The following is a 16,913-nucleotide window of genomic DNA, read 5'->3' on the forward strand; positions in this document are numbered from 1 at the left end:
ATCCCCAGGCGCCCCGGACCCAGCCCTGATTGTCGGTGCTCGCGATGAGTCTGGACCTCGAAGCCGAATGGCAGGAGGCCCATGATGAGTTCAACGGCGCCGGCGCGGATCGCGCTGGGAAACTACGGCGAATCGGTCGCCGAGAGGCACTTGGTCGAGGCGGGTATGACCGTGCTCGACCGCAACTGGCGGTGCACTGACGGGGAGATCGACCTGGTCCTGCGCGAGGGCGACACCCTCGTCGTGTGCGAGGTCAAGACCCGCAGCCATGACGGGTGCGGCACTCCGCACGAGGCGGTCGACAAGACCAAGCTCGACCGGCTGAAGCGGTTGGCGATCGCCTGGCTGGAGCAGCACGACGTGCGCGCTCCGGGGATCCGGATCGATCTCGTCGCGGTGATGCACGCGCCCCGTGGCTCGGCGCTGGTCGATCACGTCAGGGGCCTGTGATGGGATACGCGCGAGCCCATGGCGTCGCCCTTCGGGGCGCAGTCGGTCACCTGGTCGACGTGCAGGCCGATGTCTCGCCCGGTCTGGTCGGGGTGACGCTGGTCGGGCGTGCCGACAGCGTGCTGGCCGAGGGGCGCGACCGGGTGCGGATGGCGATCATCAACTCCGACCTCGAATGGCCCGCGACCAAGCGGATCACCGTGCTGCTCTCGCCGGCCGACCTGCCGAAAGGCGGGTCGCACTACGACCTCGCGATGGCGTTGGCGATCCTCGCGGCCGGCGGCGAGCTCGAGACGACCGGGCTGGAACGCACGGTCTTCATCGGGGAGCTGGCGCTCGACGGTGGGCTGCGGCCGACCTCCGGGGTGCTCCCGATGGTGCTCTCCGCCTCCCACGCCGGGATCGCGCGGGTGGTGGTGCCGGAGCCGCAGGTGGCCGAGGCGCGGATGGTGCCGGGGATGGAGATCCTGGGGTTCCGGTCGCTGGGCCAGGTGGTCGCCGAGCTGCGTGGTGAGCCGGTGCCCGACGCGCCGCCGGTCGCGACCGGCACCGGCGGCAGCCTGCTCGGCTGGCGGGGTGATCGCAGGCTCGACGACATGGACATGTCCGACCTTCGTGGCATGCCCGAGACCCGCTATGCGGTCGAGGTCGCGGCGGCCGGTGGACACCACCTGCTGCTGAAGGGGCCGAAGGGCTGCGGGAAGACCTCGATCGCCGAGCGGATCCCGACGATCCTGCCCGATCTCTCCCGTGAGGAGTCGCTGGAGGTGATGGCGGTGCAGTCGCTGGCCGGGGTGCTCGACGTCGACCGAGGGCTGCTGATCCGTCCGCCGTTCGCGGCCCCGCACCACGACGCCTCCAAACCCGGGATCGTGGGCGGTGGCACCGGCAGGGTCCGTCCCGGCCAGGTCTCGCTGTCCCACGCCGGCGTTCTCTTCCTCGATGAGTTCCCGTTGTTCAAGAGTGACGTCATCGAGTGCCTGCGCGAGCCGCTGGAGAGCGGCGACATCACGGTGTCGCGAGGCGAGGAGTCGGTGACGCTGCCAGCACGCGCCCTGGTCGTGCTCGCCGCCAACCCGTGTCCCTGCGGCAACTTCGACGCCTCGATCACCAAGGACGGCTGCATCTGCCGGTCGAACGAGCGCCAGTCCTACGAGCGGAAGGTCTCCGGACCGATCACGGACCGCATCGACATCATCCGCACGCTGCGGCCGATGTCCGAGCAGAACCGTGATCCGTGGGGCTCGGAGACCAGCGCCGACATCCGTGAACGGGTCACGGCCGCCAGACGCCGCCAACGCGAGCGCTACGCCGACTTCGGCTGGCGGCTCAACGGGCAGGCCAGCGGCATCGCGCTGCGCGACAACTGGCCGCTGCCGCCATCGGCCGAAGCGCTCATCGACTCGCGCATCTTCTCGGGCGCTCTGACCCGGCGCGGCGCGGTGCGCGTGCATCGCCTCGCGTGGACGGTTGCCGACCTCGCCGGGGTCGACTGGCCGGGGGTCACCGAGACCGAGACGGCGCTCGCGCTGCGCAACGGCGGCTCGCTCACGGTGTCGGTGTTCGAGGGGAGGTCGGCATGACCGCGGAGCCCGTCGCACCGACCTTCACCGACCTCGAGCGCGAGCGCCTGGCCCGGGTCGCGCTGACCCAGCTGATCGAGCCCGGCACCCCGCTGCTCGACACCTGCATGGTCGGATCCACCGCGACCGAGGTCTACCGGCGCTTTGCGGAGGAGGATCCCGAGCTCGGCGACGACGGCCTCGAAGCGAGGCTACGACTGGCCCAGATCCACCCCGACCGCGACCTGGAGCGGGCGAGCAACGTCGGGTTCCGCTACGTCATCCCAGGCGACGAGGAGTGGCCCGTTCAGGTCGAGCGGCTCGCCGGGCAGGAGCCCCTTCAACACCGCACTGGCACGCCGCTCGGTCTGTGGGTGCGAGGACCGCTCCTGCTCAGCGACCTCGACCGGTCGGTCGCCATCGTCGGGTCCCGGGACGCCACCGCCTATGGCGCCGACGCCGCGGCGCGGATCGCGGCGGATCTCGCGGTCAACGACTTCGTGACGGTCTCCGGGGCAGCGGTCGGCATCGACGCGGCCGCTCACCGGGGCGCGCTCACCGGGCCGCCGGGCAGCACCGTCGCCGTGCTCGCAGGTGGCGTCGACGTTCCATACCCGCTGCGCAACCGGCGCCTGCTCGACGCGATCGCCGAGGGCGGAGCGGTGATCTCGGAGATCGCGCCGGGGTTCCCCGTCACCCGCTATCGATTCCTCTCCCGCAACCGGATCATCGCCGCCCTCGCCCGGGGCACCGTGGTCGTCGAGGCCGCAGCGCGCAGCGGCTCTCTCAACACCTCACACTGGGCCTACAGCATCAACACACCCGTGATGGCTGTGCCGGGTCAGGTGGGCGCGATGACCTCGGTCGGCACCCACGAGCTCGTCCGCAGTGGGAAGGGCGTCCTGGTGACCGACGGTCTCGACGTGCGCGAGCTCGTCGGCGACATGGGCGAGGCGGTCCCCGAGGAACCCCGAGGCCCCGTACGCCGCCGCGACTCGCTCACCTCCGTCGAGAAGCAGGTCCTCGATGCGGTCCCGGTGAGCAGCCCCTCGTCACAGCTCGCGATCGCGAGATCCGCCTGCCTGCACCCGAAGACTGCCGGCACCGCGCTGTCCCGACTCGAGGCGCTCGGTCTCGCCGAGCGGTTCCCCGACGGGTGGCAGCTGGCCCCGGGCGCGGCTCGCACCTGAGGCCCGGGCAAACACCTATCCTGGCTCGGTGAGCGCTGATCCCGAGGTGGACCCGGAGGGCGGGTCCACGGAAGCGGAGCTCCCCGAGGTCTACGCCGCGCTGCTCGGGGACTACGAGCGACACCTCTCCGCCGAACGTGGCCTCTCCGACCACACGGTCCGGGCCTACCTGGGCGACATCCGCAGCCTCCTCGACCACGCCGGCCGGATGGGCCGCACCGAGCCCGAGGCGATCGACCTGCGCACTCTGCGTAGCTGGCTGGCCAAGCAGCAGACGACCGGCCACTCACGTACGACCCTGGCCCGGAGGGCCACCGCGGCCCGGGTCTTCTGCGGTTGGCTGGTCCGGACCGGCCGGGCACAGGTCGATGCCGGCGCCGCGCTCGGCTCGCCCAAGGCCCACCGCACGCTTCCGCCCGTACTGCGCCCCGACGAGGTCGAGTCCCTCATCGCCGCCGCCATCACCGCGGCCGAGGACGGCACGCCGCTGGGGATGCGCGACATCGCCCTGCTGGAGATGCTCTACGCGACCGGCGCGCGCGTCGGTGAGCTCGTCGGCCTCGACCTGGACGATGTCGACTACGAGCGCCGGGTCGTCCGGGTGCTCGGCAAGGGACGCAAGGAGCGGATGGTGCCCTTCGGCGGCCCCGCGGTGCGGGCGCTCGACCGTTGGGTCGTCCGTGGCCGCCCGCAGTTGCTCACCGAGTCTTCCGGCCCGGCCCTGTTCCTCGGCGCTCGCGGCGGCCGGCTCGACCAGCGCGCCGTACGCACCCTCGTCCACCGCCGCCTCGCCGACGTCCCCGGCGCCCCCGACCTCGGCCCCCACGGACTGCGCCACAGCACCGCCACGCACCTCCTCGAGGGTGGCGCCGATCTGCGCTCGGTCCAAGAGCTTCTCGGTCACGCCAGCCTGGCCACCACCCAGATCTACACCCACGTCAGCAGCGACCGGCTCCGCAAGGCCTACCGCCAGGCCCACCCTCGCGCCTGACCCGCCGAGTCGGCAGTTGCGTCGGCCGAGTCGGCAGTTGCGTCGGCCGAGTCGGCAGTTGCGGTGGCCGAGACCGTAGCCGTTGGTGACGGAACTCGACTTTCGCGACCCATGACTCACTACTCGGCCGCACGACCGCCGACTCGGCGGGGCCTACGCCAGATCGCGTACGCAGTCACCGCCGTCGCGCGGACGCCGGGGCGGCGCTACCCGGCCAGTCTGAGGGCATGACCAGGAACTCGATGTCCAACAGGCCGGCGCGACTGCGGCCCGGCGTGCGCAAGGCAGTGCTCGTGCTCCATCTCCTCGGGGTGGGAGCTTGGCTCGGCATCGACGTGGTGGTCGGCATCATGGCGGCCGTCGGTTCGGGATCGGGCGACGCCGCCGACCGTGGTCTGGCGCTGCAGGTGATCGGCACCTATCTCGCGGGCCCGATGCTCGCGGCGGGGTTGATCGTGCTGGCGACCGGACTGGTGCTCGGATGGGGGAGCAAGTGGGGGCTGGTGCGGTTCTGGTGGGTCGCGGTGAAGCTGGTCGTCAACATCGTGCTGGTGGCGCTGATCCTCTTCGTCCTGATGCCAGGCATGGAGCAGGTGCGGATCACCGGCGAGATCCTGGCCGCGAGCGGCGAACTGACCGGTGACGTCAGCAACCTACGGTTCCCGCCGGCCGTTTCGCTGACCGCCCTCACGATCGCCGTCGTCTTGTCGGTCTACAAACCCTGGGGACGGACGCGGTTCGGTGAGTCGGCCTACCTGACCGGGTCGCTGCGCCAGAGAGGGAGGAGTCGGACCGGCTCCGGCGCGTCGACGAGCAGCAGCGGGTCGAGGTAGACATCGTCGGCGTTGCGGATCCAACCCCAGTGCAGGCAGGTGGCCGGGAAGCAGTGCGAGCCGGCGATACCGAGCCGGCCCAACGGCGCTCCGGCTGCGACCGGGTCGCCGACGGCCACGGTGGCCGCGACCGGCTCATAGGTGGTCCGGGTGGCTCCGTGGTCGACGGTCACCACCGCCTTGCCGGCGATCAGTCCGACGAAGGCGACCGTCCCGGCCAACGCGGCGCGCACGACCGCGCCCGGCGGCCCGGCCAAGTCCACGCCGCGATGACCTGCACCCCACGGAGCGTCTGGCGGGTCGAAGCGGCGCACGACCTTCGGCTGGGGTGTCAGTGGCCACACGCCTCGGGGGACCTCGTCGGCTTCTCCGACCGGGCTCGGACCCTCGTCGTGGCCCACAGCCCCACCCAGCGCGGCGCCGGTCGGCGCCACCTCGGCACGTGGCGTTCCGAGGGCTGGGCTTGCCGGGGCGATGAGGACGACGAGGAACAGGGCCGCGACGAGGGCGCGGGCCCGGTCGGAGAGGCGGTACGAGGTCATGACGAGCAGACAACCCCGGATCGAGGACCCGCACAACGAGCGCCGTACGTCCTGTGGAGAACCCCGTCCCGAAACACCCCTGTGGACACTGATCGGCCCGCGCCGGAGCCGGTCACGGAGGATTGGCCCGAGACACCGGTCGGCGGCTAGTCTTGGACCGGCAGCCCCTTGTGGGCTGACTTCGCACGCCAGCAGACCGCGACGGTATCTCGCTCCGAGACGCCGGTCGCCCGCGGGCGCGGCCCTCAGTCCCGAGCAGCACGCTCAGGTCGGACCGCGTGCAGGCGTCAGGGCCCATCACCACCGATGGGCGCGAAACTGAAAACCGACCGGCTCGCGCCAACACCCGCCCGACCTCGAGAAACGCAAGGTCGAGCCACCAGCGGTGCACGCGCGGGCCACCACCTAGGAGAAAAAACATCATGGCAGTCGTGACCATGCGCCAGCTCCTCGAGAGCGGCGTCCACTTCGGACACCAGACCCGTCGCTGGAACCCGAAGATGAAGCGGTTCATCCTCACCGACCGCAACGGCATCTACATCATCGACCTGCAGCAGTCGCTGGCCTACATCGACCGCAGCTACGCCTTCATCAAGGAGACCGTGGCCAAGGGCGGGACGATCATGTTCGTCGGCACCAAGAAGCAGGCCCAGGAGGCCATCGCCGAGCAGGCGACCCGCGTCGGCATGCCCTACGTCAACCAGCGCTGGCTGGGCGGCATGCTCACCAGCTTCCAGACCGTGCACCAGCGGATCAACCGCCTCAAGGAGCTCGACGAGGTCAACTTCGACGACGTCGCCGGCTCGGGCCGCACGAAGAAGGAGCTCCTGCAGATGAAGCGGGAGCGCGACAAGCTCGAGAAGACCCTGGGCGGCATCCGCGAGATGGGCCGGACCCCGTCCGCCGTCTGGATCGTCGACACCAAGAAGGAGCACCTCGCTGTCGAGGAGGCTCGCAAGCTCAGGATCCCGATCGTCGGCATCCTGGACACCAACTGCGACCCCGACGAGGTCGACTTCCCGATCCCGGGCAACGACGACGCCATCCGTGCGGTCGGCCTGCTGACCCGCGTGGTCGCCGACGCTGTCGCCGAGGGCCTCATCGCCCGCTCCGGTGGCAAGACCGAGGGCACCGAGGGCGCCACCGCCGAGGAGCCGCTGGCCGAGTGGGAGCGCGAGCTCCTGGCGACCCCGGCTGCCGAGGAGGCCAAGGCCGAGGAGACCCCGGCTGCCGAGGAGGCCAAGGCCGAGGAGACCCCGGCCGCGGAGGCCCCCGCCGCGGAGGCTGCTGAGACCACCGAGGCTCCGGCCGAGGAGACCCCCGCCGAGGCCCCTGAGGCCCCGGCCGAGGCCTGAGCCTCATCGTCCACCCAAGAGCCACTTAACAAGTCAGAGGAAGACACACATGGCTTACACCGCTGCCGACGTCAAGAAGCTCCGTGAGCTGACCCAGGCCGGCATGATGGACTGCAAGAAGGCGCTCGACGAGGCTGACGGCAACTTCGACAAGGCTGTCGAGATCCTTCGCGTCAAGGGCACGGCCAAGGCCGCCGCCCGCGCCGCGGAGCGCACCACCTCGGCCGGCCTCGTCGCCGCGTCCGGCAACGCGCTGGTCAGCCTCCTCTCGGAGACCGACTTCGTTGCCAAGAACGAGGGCTTCGTCGCTGCTGCCCAGCAGATCGCCGATGCTGCCGACGCCAACAAGGCCAACGACCTCGAGGCCCTCAAGGCCGTCTCGCTCGGCGACAAGACGGTCGGCGAGACCGTCGAGGAGCTCGCCCGCACCATCGGCGAGAAGATCGAGCTCGGCCAGGTGGCCTACTTCGAGGGTGAGACCACGGTCTACCTGCACAAGAAGGCCTCCGACCTGCCGCCGAGCCTCGGCGTCCTGGTCGCCTACGAGGGTGACGAGGCGGCCGCGAAGCAGGCCGCCCAGCAGGCTGCTGCGCTCAAGGCGGAGTACCTCACCTCCGACGAGGTGCCGGCCGACGTGGTCGACGCCGAGAAGGACGTCCTCACCAAGAAGACGCTCGAGGAGGGCAAGCCCGAGGCTGCCGTCGCCAAGATCGTCGAGGGTCGGATCAAGGCGTTCTTCAAGGAGATCGTCCTGCTCGACCAGGAGTCGGTCTTCGAGTCGAAGAAGTCCGTCAAGCAGGTCCTCGACGCCGCCAACACGCAGGTGAAGCAGTTCGCCCGCTTCGACGTCGGCGCCTGAACCGAGCCTGATTCCGCGCGCACAGCGCGCGATCGGTTAGGTTGAGCAGCAACGTACGACGAAAGGGGCCGGTCCGATGAACCGAATGGTGATCATCGGACCGGCCCTTTCGTACGCCACCCCCGCATGCACCACCCCGCAAGAGGTCGCCCCAGGAAAGGCCACGGCATGACCCGCTACCAGCGCATCCTGATCAAGCTGTCCGGAGAGAACTTCGGCGGTGGCGAGGTCGGTGTCGACCCCATCGTGGTCGCCTCGATCGCCAAGGAGATCTCCGCTGTCGCCGCCTCCGGCGTGCAGGTCGCGATCGTTGTCGGCGGCGGCAACTTCTTCCGCGGCGCCGAGCTCCAGCTGGCCGGCATGGACCGGTCCCGCGCCGACTACATGGGCATGCTCGGCACCGTCATGAACTGCCTCGCGCTGCAGGACTTCCTCGAGAAGGAGGGTGTCGACACCCGCGTGCAGACGGCGATCACGATGGGCCAGGTCGCGGAGCCCTACATCCCGCGCAAGGCCATGCGTCACCTCGAGAAGGGCCGCGTCGTGATCTTCGGCGCCGGTTCCGGGATGCCCTACTTCTCCACCGACACCGTTGCCGCCCAGCGCGCCCTCGAGGTCCACGCCGAGGTGGTCCTGATGGCCAAGAACGGCGTCGACGGGGTCTACACCGCCGACCCGAAGAAGGACCCGACGGCGACGAAGTACGATGAGATCACCTTTGGTGAGGCGCTGCAGAAGCAGCTCAAGATCGCCGACGCCACCGCGTTCGCCCTCTGCATGGAGAACAAGATGCCGATCGTCGTCTACGGCGCGGAGGACGAGGGGGCGGTCTACCGGATCGTCCAGGGTGAGAAGATCGGTACGCTCGTCACCGCTGGCTGAGCGGCACGAGCCCACACGCCACACCCACAACACTTACGAGCGCACAGGAGCATCCGGTGATCAACGACATCCTCAACGAGGCCGACAGCAAGATGGTGAAGTCGGTGGACTCCACGCGTGAGGACTTCGCCACGATTCGTGCCGGCCGGGCGACCCCGCAGATGTTCAGCAAGATCCTGGTCGACTACTACGGCACCCCGACGCCGATCCAGCAGCTCGCCTCGTTCACCAGCCCCGAGCCGCGGATCATCAACATCGCCCCGTTCGACATCGGCGCGATGGCCAATGTCGAGAAGGCGATCCGCGACTCCGACCTCGGTGTCAACCCGTCCAACGACGGCAAGATCCTGCGTGCGGTCTTCCCGGAGCTGACCGAGGAGCGCCGCAAGGAATACATCAAGCTCGCCAAGGAGAAGGCCGAGCAGGGTCGTATCTCGGTGCGCCAGGTGCGCCAGAAGGCCAAGCAGGGTCTCGAGAAGCTCGAGAAGGACGGCGAGGCCAGCAAGGACGACGTCACCGGTGCCGAGAAGCGCCTCGACGGCCTCACCAAGAAGCACACCGACGCGATCGATGAGCTGCTCAAGTCCAAGGAAGCCGAGCTGCTAGAGGTCTGAGCCTGTGACCCTGCGACGAAGTCGCAGGGTCACAACGCGAAGAGATCGAGCGAGCGCAGCGGCTGAGCTTGCGAAGCCGCGAAGCGGGTCGAGATCTACCCGCCCGAGGTCGAGTTCCACAAGCGAGTCGGACCGCGACCAGAAAAGGACCTGAGCATGAAGGAATCCCTTGTGAGCCAGACGCCGCCGTCGCCCTCTCCGTCAGCTTCCGAGCCGCCGAAGAAGGACTACGGCCGCGCCGGTCGCAACCTGCCGGCGGCGATCGGCTCCGCCGTCGTCCTCCTGGTCGCTATCGCGCTGAGCCTGATGTTCGTGAAGACGGCGTTCATGCTGATCGTCGTCGGCTGTGTCGTCGCCGCGGTCTGGGAGCTCCACCGTGGCCTGATGGCCAAGGACATGGACGTCCCCGAGCAGCCGCTGATGATCGGCGGCACGCTGATGGTCCTGGCGGCGTACTTCTTCGGTGCCGACGCGCTGGTGACGGCGACCGCGGTCACCGCTCTGGTGATCATGCTGTGGGTGTTGCGGCGTGGGGTCGACGGCTACGTACGCACCTCGGCAGCCTCGGTCCTCACCCTGTTCTACCTGCCGTTCCTGGGGTCGTTCGTCGCGCTCATGCTCGGCGAGGGTGGTGGCTGGACCTCGGGCGGCCTCTCGGACGACGGCGTACGCGGCATCATCGTCTGGGTCCTGCTCACGATCATGTCCGACATCGGCGGCTACGTGGCCGGGGTCCTCTTCGGCAAGCACCCGATGGCGCCGGTGATCTCCCCGAAGAAGTCGTGGGAGGGTTTCGCCGGATCGGTGGTCTTCACCGTCGCCACCGGCGTCGGTCTGGTCGTATGGCTGCTCGACGCGTCCTGGTGGGTCGGTGTCGCGCTCGGCGTGGTCGCCTGCGTGATGGCGGTCCTGGGCGACCTTGTCGAGTCGGTCATCAAGCGTGACCTCGGCGTCAAGGACATGAGCCAGATCATCCCCGGCCACGGCGGCCTCATGGACCGCCTCGACTCGCTCCTGGCAACCGTCGCCCCGGTCTGGCTGATCCTCCACTACGCCGTCTTCTGATGCTCTTCCTCGTACGCCACGGCCGACCCTTGGTCGTCCGTGGCGTCGCTGCGGAGCACTGGGAACTCGACCCGGCCGGGTTCGACGACATCTGGGCCCTGCGTGACCGGCTCCCGGCCGGCGCTGCGTGGTACTCCTCGCCCGAGCCCAAGGCGCAGCAGACCGCCCAGCTGCTCACCGATGGCGAGGTGGGCGTGGTCGACGCTCTCCGCGAGCACCGCCGCGGCGAGGCGTGGGTCGAGGACTTCCACGCCACGGTCGAGCGCGCGTTCGCGGAGCCGACCCTGCCCGCGTACGACGGCTGGGAGCCACTCGAGGTGTGCCGCACCCGCGTGACGAAGGCCGCCTCCGGGATCCTCGCTGCCCACGCGGGCGAAGATCTCGTGCTCGTCGGCCATGGCACTGCCTGGACCGTCCTGGTCAGTGAGCTCACCGGCAGGCCCCCGGACCTCGCCCGATGGCGAGATCTCGGTCTCCCGGACCTGATCACCGTCGACGCCAGATAGTCCCGGGCGTCTTGGCCCGTTACCGATACGTAGATGGGCCGGACCGCCCGGGACTATCGGCGAGCCGGCTGAATGTCGGTGGTCGTGGCCATGATCTGAGGATGGCCAAACGTCGGGAGCACTTCCGGCCGTCGGAGATATCTGGGCGGCCCGGACTCGTGCGCCCGGTGCGGGTCGATCCTTCCGGGATGAGCGGCCCGACCCGGAAACAGGCGCGTGGGAGCGCTTGGCGGCGGTGCTTCAACGGGTTGTACGTTCCCAGCCACGTCGACGGGTCGGATCCGCAACAGCGGGCGCTCGAGGCTGCGAGCGTGGTGCCCGCCGACGGGGCGTTGACCGGGTGGGCCGCGCTGGCTTGGGCCAAGGTCAAGTGGGTTGACGGCACCGATCGATACGGTGCACGGGCGGCGGCCGCGATTGTGACGCCGGGACACAACACCCGAGCGCGCCAAGGCATCGTGATCAGCCACGAACGGCTCCTTCCCGCCGAGCGTCGGACAGATGACGGCGTGGTGCTGACGGGTCCCCTCCGGTCAACCGCCTATGAGGTCAGATACGCGCCGAACCTGATGGAGGCGGTGCGCTGGATCGATCTCGTTGCGGCCAGTGACCTGATCTCGCTCGACGAACTGGCCGAGTACGCCGACGAGTTGGTGGCCTGGGCTGGCGTCGGCCATCTGCGTGAGGCGCTTACCCATGCGAATGAGAACGTCTGGTCGCCGGCGGAGGTTGACCTACGTCTGACCTGGACGGTGCGGCTGGGGCTCGGACATGTCGTCACCAACAGGCCGATCTTCGACCTCGACGGCCGACACATCGGCACTCCGGACGTACTCGATCTCGAGCGGGGCGTGGTGGGGGAGTACGACGGCAAGGTCCACCTCGCCGCGAAGCAGCGCAGGAAGGACCTGGTTCGTGAGGCGGCGTTCAGGCGAGCGGGCCTCGAGTACGTCACGATGGTCGCGGCTGATCGGAATGACCCGGCCGACTTCAAACGCCGCACGTTGGAGGCACGGGCTCGCGCGAACCGGGTGCCGACGAGTGAGCGAGCCTGGACGATCGAGCCGCCTCGGTGGTGGGTGTCGACCAACACGGTCGAGGAGCGGCGTGCCCTGACACAGGCTCAGCGTGCCTGCTTCCTCCGACGGGCCGCCTGACAACCGGATAGCTCCGGGCGAACCGGCCCATTACCCGCGGGTAGAGGGGCCAAGCCACCCCGAACTATCCAAGTGGCGGACCGCAGCGATTCTTTACCAAGGATGACGTGGTTCGGCGTTACGGTTGAAGGGTGACCCAGCGTCCCGCGGACCTCGACGTGGACTCCGATCCAGACGTCGAGGCAGATCACGGCCCGGAGGAGGAGTCCTCGGGGTCCGGTGGCGTGTGGGCGTGGCTGCACGACTCGCACCCGACCGTGGCAGCCCTGGTCGGCTTCTACATCGGCCTGGCGTACGCGATCCTGGTGCCGGGCACCTGGGGTGCCCTGCTGGCGTGGGTGGTCGGTCAGGAGCGAGCCGAGGAGCTGTTCCCGTGGGTGACGCTGACTCTGCTCGTGCCGCTGGCCCTGCTCATCCCGCGCAAGACCCGCCGCCTGGCCGAGTTCGTCTGGCTGGGGATCATCCTGACCGTGCTGGTGGTGGTCGGTGTCGGCGCGCTGGTCTTCTGGATCCTGCTGAAGACGGGCTGACCGGGCGGGCTGGATCCAGGTTTAGCCGTACGCAGCACCCCGGTGGGACAATGAAGCAGTGACCGAGCCCGATCCTGCGAACGTACCGGCCCCGCACAGTCCTGAGGCCGAGGCCGCCGCGATGGAGGGGCGCCGCCTGCCCCTGGTGATGGCGCCGCCCAAGGGCCGCGGAAAGCCGCCGCGTCACCTGGCCGACCTCGACCTTGCCGGCCGTCAGGACGCGGCGAAGGAGGCGGGGCTCCCGGGGTTCCGGGCCAAGCAGCTCTCGGTGCACTACTTCGAGCGGCTGGTCGACGACCCCGAGAAGATGACCGATCTTCCCGCGGGCCAGCGCCAGGAGTTGGTCAACACGTTCCTGCCCGACCTGATGACGCCGATCCGTCAGCAGGAGGCCGACAAGGGCACCACGGTGAAGACGCTGTGGAAGCTCTTCGACGGCGCCCTGGTCGAGTCGGTGCTGATGCGCTACACCGACCGCGCCACGGTCTGCATCTCCTCCCAGGCCGGCTGCGGCATGGCCTGCCCGTTCTGCGCGACAGGCCAGGGCGGTCTCGAGCGCAACATGTCGACGGCCGAGATCGTCCACCAGGTCGTCGTCGCCGCCCGGCAGATGGCCAGCGGCGAGATCCCCGGCGGCCCGGGCCGCCTCTCCAACGTGGTCTTCATGGGCATGGGGGAGCCGATGGCCAACTACAAGGCGCTGATGGGTGCCGTACGCCGCCTCACCTCGCCTGCGCCCGAGGGCCTGGGCCTCTCGGCCCGCCACGTGACGGTCTCCACGGTCGGCCTGGTCCCGAGGATCAAGCAGCTCACCGAGGAGGGCATCCCGGTCACCCTCGCCCTCTCGTTGCACGCCCCCGACGACGAGCTGCGCAACGAGCTCGTCCCGATCAACACCCGCTTCTCTGTCGCCGAGACCGTCGACGCCGCCTGGAACTACGCGCGCGTGACGAAGCGCCGGGTCTCCATCGAGTACGCGATGATGCGCGGCATCAACGACCAGGGCTGGCGCGCCGACCTGCTCGCCGACGTCCTCAACTCCTACGGCGACTGGGGCTGGGTCCACGTCAACCTGATCCCCCTCAACCCGACCCCCGGCTCCAAGTGGACCGCCTCCGACCCGGCCGACGAGCGTGAGTTCGTACGCCGCTTGGAGGCCAAGGGCATCTCCACCACCGTCCGCGACACCCGCGGCCGCGAGATCGACGGCGCCTGCGGCCAGCTGGCCGCAGCGGAGTAGCCGTTCGGGCGAGGTCCTCGGGCCACGAGGACATCGCCCCGCTCAAGCTCCCGGCGCGGGCCGCTGCTCGTGCCCGTGTCGGCCTCGGGTGCGGCGGGCTTCCTTCATCTCCGACTCATAGAGATGTCGCTTGCCCTCGACGAGGGCGTCCCGAGCCTCCTTCTCCAGCCGTTTGAAGGTGGCGTAGTAGCCGTCGTCGTACTCCTCGACGATCTGAAACGTCCACCGGCCGTCGAGCACGTTGCGCCCGACGAGCTCGCGCTCGAACGTGTCCGCCAGCTCCGTGTGGCCGGCCTCGCGTAGCTGCTGGACACCCTTGCCGAGGGTGAGGTCGGCCGTGCCGGTGATTCGATGCAGTGCGTACAGATGACCGCGGGCGACCTCGATCGCTTCGAGCGCCTCGCTGATGGTGCCGAGCGCCTCGACGGTGAGATCGTCGACGCCTTCGGGCCGGATGTGCTCCTCGTCGGTGGTCATGTCGCGATCGTGGCAACACGAGCGGAGGCGCGGCAACCCCTGAACCGGCACGAGATCGACGAACCTGCAGCCGGCTGGTCGCCGAATGGCACCACGTACGCGGGCCGGCCCGACAGGTCCGGCCCGCGTACGTCCCCCTTTTCGCGATGCGCGTCTCAGCACATCGCGAGCCCCGCGAGCCTAGGAACTGCGGCTGTCCGGCTTCTGTCGCCGACCGAGGTGCGGTGACAGATTTCTGAGGGTCATGCGGCGTTTCCGCTGATGACACCGCCCGGACTATCTGTCGCCCGGCACGGAGTTCTGGCCACGGGAGGTTCACCGACGCGTCAACCAAGTCGGGGGTCGCGTTGCCGGAGGGCGCTCACGATCAGAAACATGAGCATCAGCCTCGATCGGGTCCCGCTGGTCGCCGCCAACTCGGAGCCGCTCCGTGTCCTCATCGTCACGGAGTCTTTCCTGCCGCAGGTCAACGGCGTGACGAACTCCGTACGCCGCGTGCTGGAGCATCTCGCGGTCGACGGCCACACCGTCGAGGTCGTGGCCCCCACCGGGCCCACCGAGTACGCCGGGTTCCCGGTGACCCGGACCCGGGGCGCGACGTTCTGGGTCTACAAGGACTTCCGTGTCGGCCTCGAGACGCGGCGCAAGCTGCGGGCGGTGATGCGCCGGTTCAGCCCCGACGTCGTCCACGTGGCCTCACCCGCGCTGCTCGGTCGGCAGGCGGTGCTGGTGGCCAAGGAGCTCGGTATCCCGAGCGTGGCGATCTACCAGACCGATCTGGTCGGCTTCTGGGACAAGTACAAGGCGGTCGGTGGCCCGCAGGCCGCGGCGATGCTCACCCGTCAGGCGCACTCGGCGGCCGACCGCACTCTGGCGCCGAGCTCGTCGGCCCTGACCCAGCTGGAGGGTCTCGGCGTACAGCGCACCGGGCTGTGGCCGCGAGGCGTCGATGTCGAGCTGTTCCACCCGAGCCGCATCGACCACGACCTGCGCGCGCAGCTCGCGCCCGAGGGGGAGACCATCGTCGGGTACGTCGGTCGTCTGGCCCAGGAGAAGGAGCTCCACCTGCTGACCGCGCTGGCCCACAACCCGGCGTACAAGGTCGTGCTCGTCGGTGGCGGCCCGCAGGAGCGCGAGCTGCGCCAACTGCTCCCGAACGCGACCTTCCTGGGCGTGCTGCAGGGGGAGGAGCTGGGGGCTGCGTACGCCTCCCTCGACGTGTTCGCGCACACCGGCTCCCACGAGACGTTCTGCCAGGCGGTCCAGGAGGCGCTGGCCTCGGGCGTCCCGGTCGTCGCGCCGCGCTCGGGCGGGCCGCTGGACCTGGTCGCCGACGGCGTCACCGGGTTCTTCTACGAGCCGGGCAGCCGCGACGACCTCGGCTCTCACGTCGCACTGCTCCACAACGACCCGCAGCTGCGGCTGCGGATGGGACGCGAGGCCCGCAAGAGCGTCGCGCACAAGTCCTGGGGCGCGGTGAACGCCGCCCTGGTCGACCACTACCGCGACGTCATCCGGGCGCGCCGGCCGCGATGACGTCGAGGACCTCCTCGGTGGTGTCGACGAGGTGGATGTGGCCCTCCATCGCGCGACCGCGGGCGAGGGCCTGCAGGAGCGGCCAGACCGGCAGGTCCTTGGTCCAGTAGCTGCGCCCGACCAGCACCATCGGCGCGACCGCGCTCGCGTCGGCGTAGTAGTTCTCACAGGCGTCCTGGAAGATCTCCTGCACGGTGCCGCCGGCACCGGGCAGGAAGACGATCCCGCCGTCGCAGACCTCGAGCAGCACGGCCTCGCGGGTGGCGTTGCGGAAGTACTTCGCGATCGCCCCGGCGAACACGTTGGGCGGCTCGTGCCCGTAGTGCCAGGTCGGGATCCCCAGCGACTTTCCGGGCGTGACCTCCACCCGATCGCGTACGTCGAGGGCTACCTGCGCCCACGCCTGCACCGAGGGCCGGAACGACGGCACCGAGGCCAGCGACTCGAGCGCGTCCTCCAGCACCTTCTTCGACGCCCCGGCGAGGAAGGCGCCCAGGTTGGCTGCCTCCATCGCCCCCGGGCCGCCGCCGGTGGCGATCACGTGGTTGCTCGCCAGGTGCTGGGCGAGGCGGGCGGCGCTCGCGTAGTCCTCCCCGCCGCGCTTCAGGGCATGTCCGCCCATCATCCCGACGAGCCGCGTGCCCTCCTCGCGCCGCGCCCGCACCCAGGCTTCCAGGGCGGTGTCGATCGCGTGGTCGTGGAGCGTGATCGCGAGCTCGTCGTCGGCATCGCGCGGCTGCTGCAGCCAGGCGTACGCCCTCGCGTCCAGGCTCTGGGCGTAGACCGGGTCGTCGTAGAGCTCCTCGGCGGTGTAGAGGTGGGAGCGGTGGACGTCAACCGGCACCTCTGCGATCACCGGCATCACCAACGCGCCCTCGTCCTCGGCGTAGCTGCCGTCCCCAGGCGCGAAGGCGCAATCCAGGAATGTCGCTCCGGCAAGGTCCGTGTCCCGCAGGGTCTCGGACCGCGAGGTCAGATCCAGCGCGCGCAGCCGCCATCCCCGCAGACTCTCCGCGCCCGCCGCCACCCGTCCGTCCAGCTCCTCGACCGACTCGATGTCGACCTGCCCTCCCCGGTGATGCTTCATGGGATCAACCTACCGACCGACCGCGGTGAGACCCGGT

At 69.7% G+C, this 16,913-nt stretch carries 18 protein-coding genes; 15 read left to right on the forward strand and 3 right to left on the reverse strand.

What is annotated here, in order from left to right; genetic code table 11:
• Positions 1-84 precede the first annotated feature (84 nt).
• The 5 genes from ACFV9G_RS12795 to ACFV9G_RS12815 all read left to right on the forward strand — a co-directional run bounded on the left by ACFV9G_RS12795 (position 85) and on the right by ACFV9G_RS12815 (position 5,026).
• Complete coding sequence (locus ACFV9G_RS12795; RefSeq protein WP_091050102.1) at positions 85-450, forward strand: YraN family protein; 366 nt, start codon at positions 85-87, stop codon at positions 448-450.
• Positions 450-2,033, forward strand: coding sequence for a YifB family Mg chelatase-like AAA ATPase (locus ACFV9G_RS12800; RefSeq protein ID WP_378727848.1), 1,584 nt, complete (start codon positions 450-452; stop codon positions 2,031-2,033). The genes ACFV9G_RS12795 and ACFV9G_RS12800 overlap by 1 nt, the downstream gene beginning before the upstream one ends.
• Entirely contained in the window at positions 2,030-3,202 is a 1,173-nt protein-coding gene (locus ACFV9G_RS12805; protein WP_378727849.1) for a DNA-processing protein DprA, read from the forward strand. Before ACFV9G_RS12800 ends, ACFV9G_RS12805 begins: the two co-directional genes overlap by 4 nt.
• Positions 3,203-3,230: 28 nt before the next feature.
• Positions 3,231-4,193, forward strand: a complete 963-nt coding sequence (locus tag ACFV9G_RS12810; protein WP_378727850.1) for a tyrosine recombinase XerC — start codon at positions 3,231-3,233, stop codon at positions 4,191-4,193.
• Positions 4,194-4,420: 227 nt separating this feature from the next.
• Positions 4,421-5,026: a hypothetical protein gene (locus ACFV9G_RS12815; RefSeq protein ID WP_378727851.1), complete on the forward strand. Its 606-nt coding sequence runs from the start codon at positions 4,421-4,423 to the stop codon at positions 5,024-5,026.
• On the opposite strand, the gene ACFV9G_RS12820 is transcribed toward ACFV9G_RS12815, so the two are convergent.
• Positions 4,945-5,568 carry a murein hydrolase activator EnvC family protein gene (locus ACFV9G_RS12820; protein ID WP_378727852.1) on the reverse strand — a complete coding sequence of 208 codons (624 nt, stop codon included), beginning with the start codon at positions 5,566-5,568 and terminating at the stop codon, positions 4,945-4,947. The genes ACFV9G_RS12815 and ACFV9G_RS12820 overlap by 82 nt on opposite strands.
• Positions 5,569-5,990: 422 nt before the next feature.
• Between ACFV9G_RS12820 and rpsB the strand changes: the two genes are divergently transcribed.
• From rpsB to rlmN, 9 genes are all read left to right on the forward strand, one after another.
• Entirely contained in the window at positions 5,991-6,923 is a 933-nt protein-coding gene (rpsB, locus tag ACFV9G_RS12825; protein ID WP_378727853.1) for a 30S ribosomal protein S2, read from the forward strand.
• 49 nt (positions 6,924-6,972) lie between these two features.
• Positions 6,973-7,782 carry a translation elongation factor Ts gene (gene tsf / locus ACFV9G_RS12830; protein ID WP_378727854.1) on the forward strand — a complete coding sequence of 270 codons (810 nt, stop codon included), beginning with the start codon at positions 6,973-6,975 and terminating at the stop codon, positions 7,780-7,782.
• 168 nt (positions 7,783-7,950) lie between these two features.
• A complete protein-coding gene (gene pyrH / locus ACFV9G_RS12835; protein ID WP_378727855.1) occupies positions 7,951-8,664 on the forward strand; it encodes a UMP kinase in 714 nt (237 codons plus the stop codon).
• A gap of 59 nt (positions 8,665-8,723) precedes the next feature.
• Complete coding sequence (gene frr, locus ACFV9G_RS12840) at positions 8,724-9,278, forward strand: ribosome recycling factor (RefSeq protein ID WP_378727897.1); 555 nt, start codon at positions 8,724-8,726, stop codon at positions 9,276-9,278.
• 156 nt (positions 9,279-9,434) lie between these two features.
• On the forward strand, positions 9,435-10,343 hold the full coding sequence (locus ACFV9G_RS12845) for a phosphatidate cytidylyltransferase (RefSeq protein WP_378727856.1): 909 nt from the start codon (positions 9,435-9,437) through the stop codon (positions 10,341-10,343).
• On the forward strand, positions 10,343-10,849 hold the full coding sequence (locus ACFV9G_RS12850) for a histidine phosphatase family protein (RefSeq protein WP_378727857.1): 507 nt from the start codon (positions 10,343-10,345) through the stop codon (positions 10,847-10,849). The genes ACFV9G_RS12845 and ACFV9G_RS12850 overlap by 1 nt, the downstream gene beginning before the upstream one ends.
• 188 nt (positions 10,850-11,037) lie before the next feature.
• Complete coding sequence (locus tag ACFV9G_RS12855; RefSeq protein WP_378727858.1) at positions 11,038-12,006, forward strand: hypothetical protein; 969 nt, start codon at positions 11,038-11,040, stop codon at positions 12,004-12,006.
• 131 nt (positions 12,007-12,137) lie between these two features.
• Positions 12,138-12,536 carry a hypothetical protein gene (locus tag ACFV9G_RS12860; RefSeq protein ID WP_378727859.1) on the forward strand — a complete coding sequence of 133 codons (399 nt, stop codon included), beginning with the start codon at positions 12,138-12,140 and terminating at the stop codon, positions 12,534-12,536.
• Positions 12,537-12,657: 121 nt separating this feature from the next.
• On the forward strand, positions 12,658-13,776 hold the full coding sequence (gene rlmN / locus ACFV9G_RS12865) for a 23S rRNA (adenine(2503)-C(2))-methyltransferase RlmN (RefSeq protein ID WP_378727898.1): 1,119 nt from the start codon (positions 12,658-12,660) through the stop codon (positions 13,774-13,776).
• Positions 13,777-13,818: 42 nt separating this feature from the next.
• On the opposite strand, the gene ACFV9G_RS12870 is transcribed toward rlmN, so the two are convergent.
• Positions 13,819-14,253: a hypothetical protein gene (locus ACFV9G_RS12870; RefSeq protein ID WP_378727860.1), complete on the reverse strand. Its 435-nt coding sequence runs from the start codon at positions 14,251-14,253 to the stop codon at positions 13,819-13,821.
• 375 nt (positions 14,254-14,628) lie between these two features.
• Between ACFV9G_RS12870 and ACFV9G_RS12875 the strand changes: the two genes are divergently transcribed.
• A complete protein-coding gene (locus ACFV9G_RS12875; RefSeq protein WP_378727861.1) occupies positions 14,629-15,789 on the forward strand; it encodes a glycosyltransferase family 4 protein in 1,161 nt (386 codons plus the stop codon).
• Here ACFV9G_RS12875 and ACFV9G_RS12880 read toward each other — a convergent pair.
• Complete coding sequence (locus tag ACFV9G_RS12880; RefSeq protein ID WP_378727862.1) at positions 15,764-16,876, reverse strand: LOG family protein; 1,113 nt, start codon at positions 16,874-16,876, stop codon at positions 15,764-15,766. The genes ACFV9G_RS12875 and ACFV9G_RS12880 overlap by 26 nt on opposite strands.
• Between the last annotated feature and the right edge of the window lie 37 nt (positions 16,877-16,913).

Source organism: Nocardioides sp. NPDC059952 (assembly GCF_042730435.1).
GTDB lineage: Bacteria > Actinomycetota > Actinomycetes > Propionibacteriales > Nocardioidaceae > Nocardioides.

Bases quoted from the DNA above. Each gene is read 5' to 3' on its own strand.
- ACFV9G_RS12820 (WP_378727852.1), bottom strand. From the start codon at position 5,568: ATGACCTCGTACCGCCTCTCCGACCGGGCCCGCGCCCTCGTCGCGGCC.
- ACFV9G_RS12795 (WP_091050102.1), top strand. From the start codon at position 85: ATGAGTTCAACGGCGCCGGCGCGGATCGCGCTGGGAAACTACGGCGAA.
- pyrH (WP_378727855.1), top strand. From the start codon at position 7,951: ATGACCCGCTACCAGCGCATCCTGATCAAGCTGTCCGGAGAGAACTTC.
- ACFV9G_RS12815 (WP_378727851.1), top strand. From the start codon at position 4,421: ATGACCAGGAACTCGATGTCCAACAGGCCGGCGCGACTGCGGCCCGGC.
- ACFV9G_RS12845 (WP_378727856.1), top strand. From the start codon at position 9,435: ATGAAGGAATCCCTTGTGAGCCAGACGCCGCCGTCGCCCTCTCCGTCA.
- tsf (WP_378727854.1), top strand. From the start codon at position 6,973: ATGGCTTACACCGCTGCCGACGTCAAGAAGCTCCGTGAGCTGACCCAG.
- ACFV9G_RS12850 (WP_378727857.1), top strand. From the start codon at position 10,343: ATGCTCTTCCTCGTACGCCACGGCCGACCCTTGGTCGTCCGTGGCGTC.
- ACFV9G_RS12805 (WP_378727849.1), top strand. From the start codon at position 2,030: ATGACCGCGGAGCCCGTCGCACCGACCTTCACCGACCTCGAGCGCGAG.
- rlmN (WP_378727898.1), top strand. From the start codon at position 12,658: ATGGAGGGGCGCCGCCTGCCCCTGGTGATGGCGCCGCCCAAGGGCCGC.
- ACFV9G_RS12800 (WP_378727848.1), top strand. From the start codon at position 450: ATGGGATACGCGCGAGCCCATGGCGTCGCCCTTCGGGGCGCAGTCGGT.
- ACFV9G_RS12875 (WP_378727861.1), top strand. From the start codon at position 14,629: ATGAGCATCAGCCTCGATCGGGTCCCGCTGGTCGCCGCCAACTCGGAG.
- ACFV9G_RS12855 (WP_378727858.1), top strand. From the start codon at position 11,038: ATGAGCGGCCCGACCCGGAAACAGGCGCGTGGGAGCGCTTGGCGGCGG.
- rpsB (WP_378727853.1), top strand. From the start codon at position 5,991: ATGGCAGTCGTGACCATGCGCCAGCTCCTCGAGAGCGGCGTCCACTTC.
- ACFV9G_RS12880 (WP_378727862.1), bottom strand. From the start codon at position 16,876: ATGAAGCATCACCGGGGAGGGCAGGTCGACATCGAGTCGGTCGAGGAG.
- ACFV9G_RS12870 (WP_378727860.1), bottom strand. From the start codon at position 14,253: ATGACCACCGACGAGGAGCACATCCGGCCCGAAGGCGTCGACGATCTC.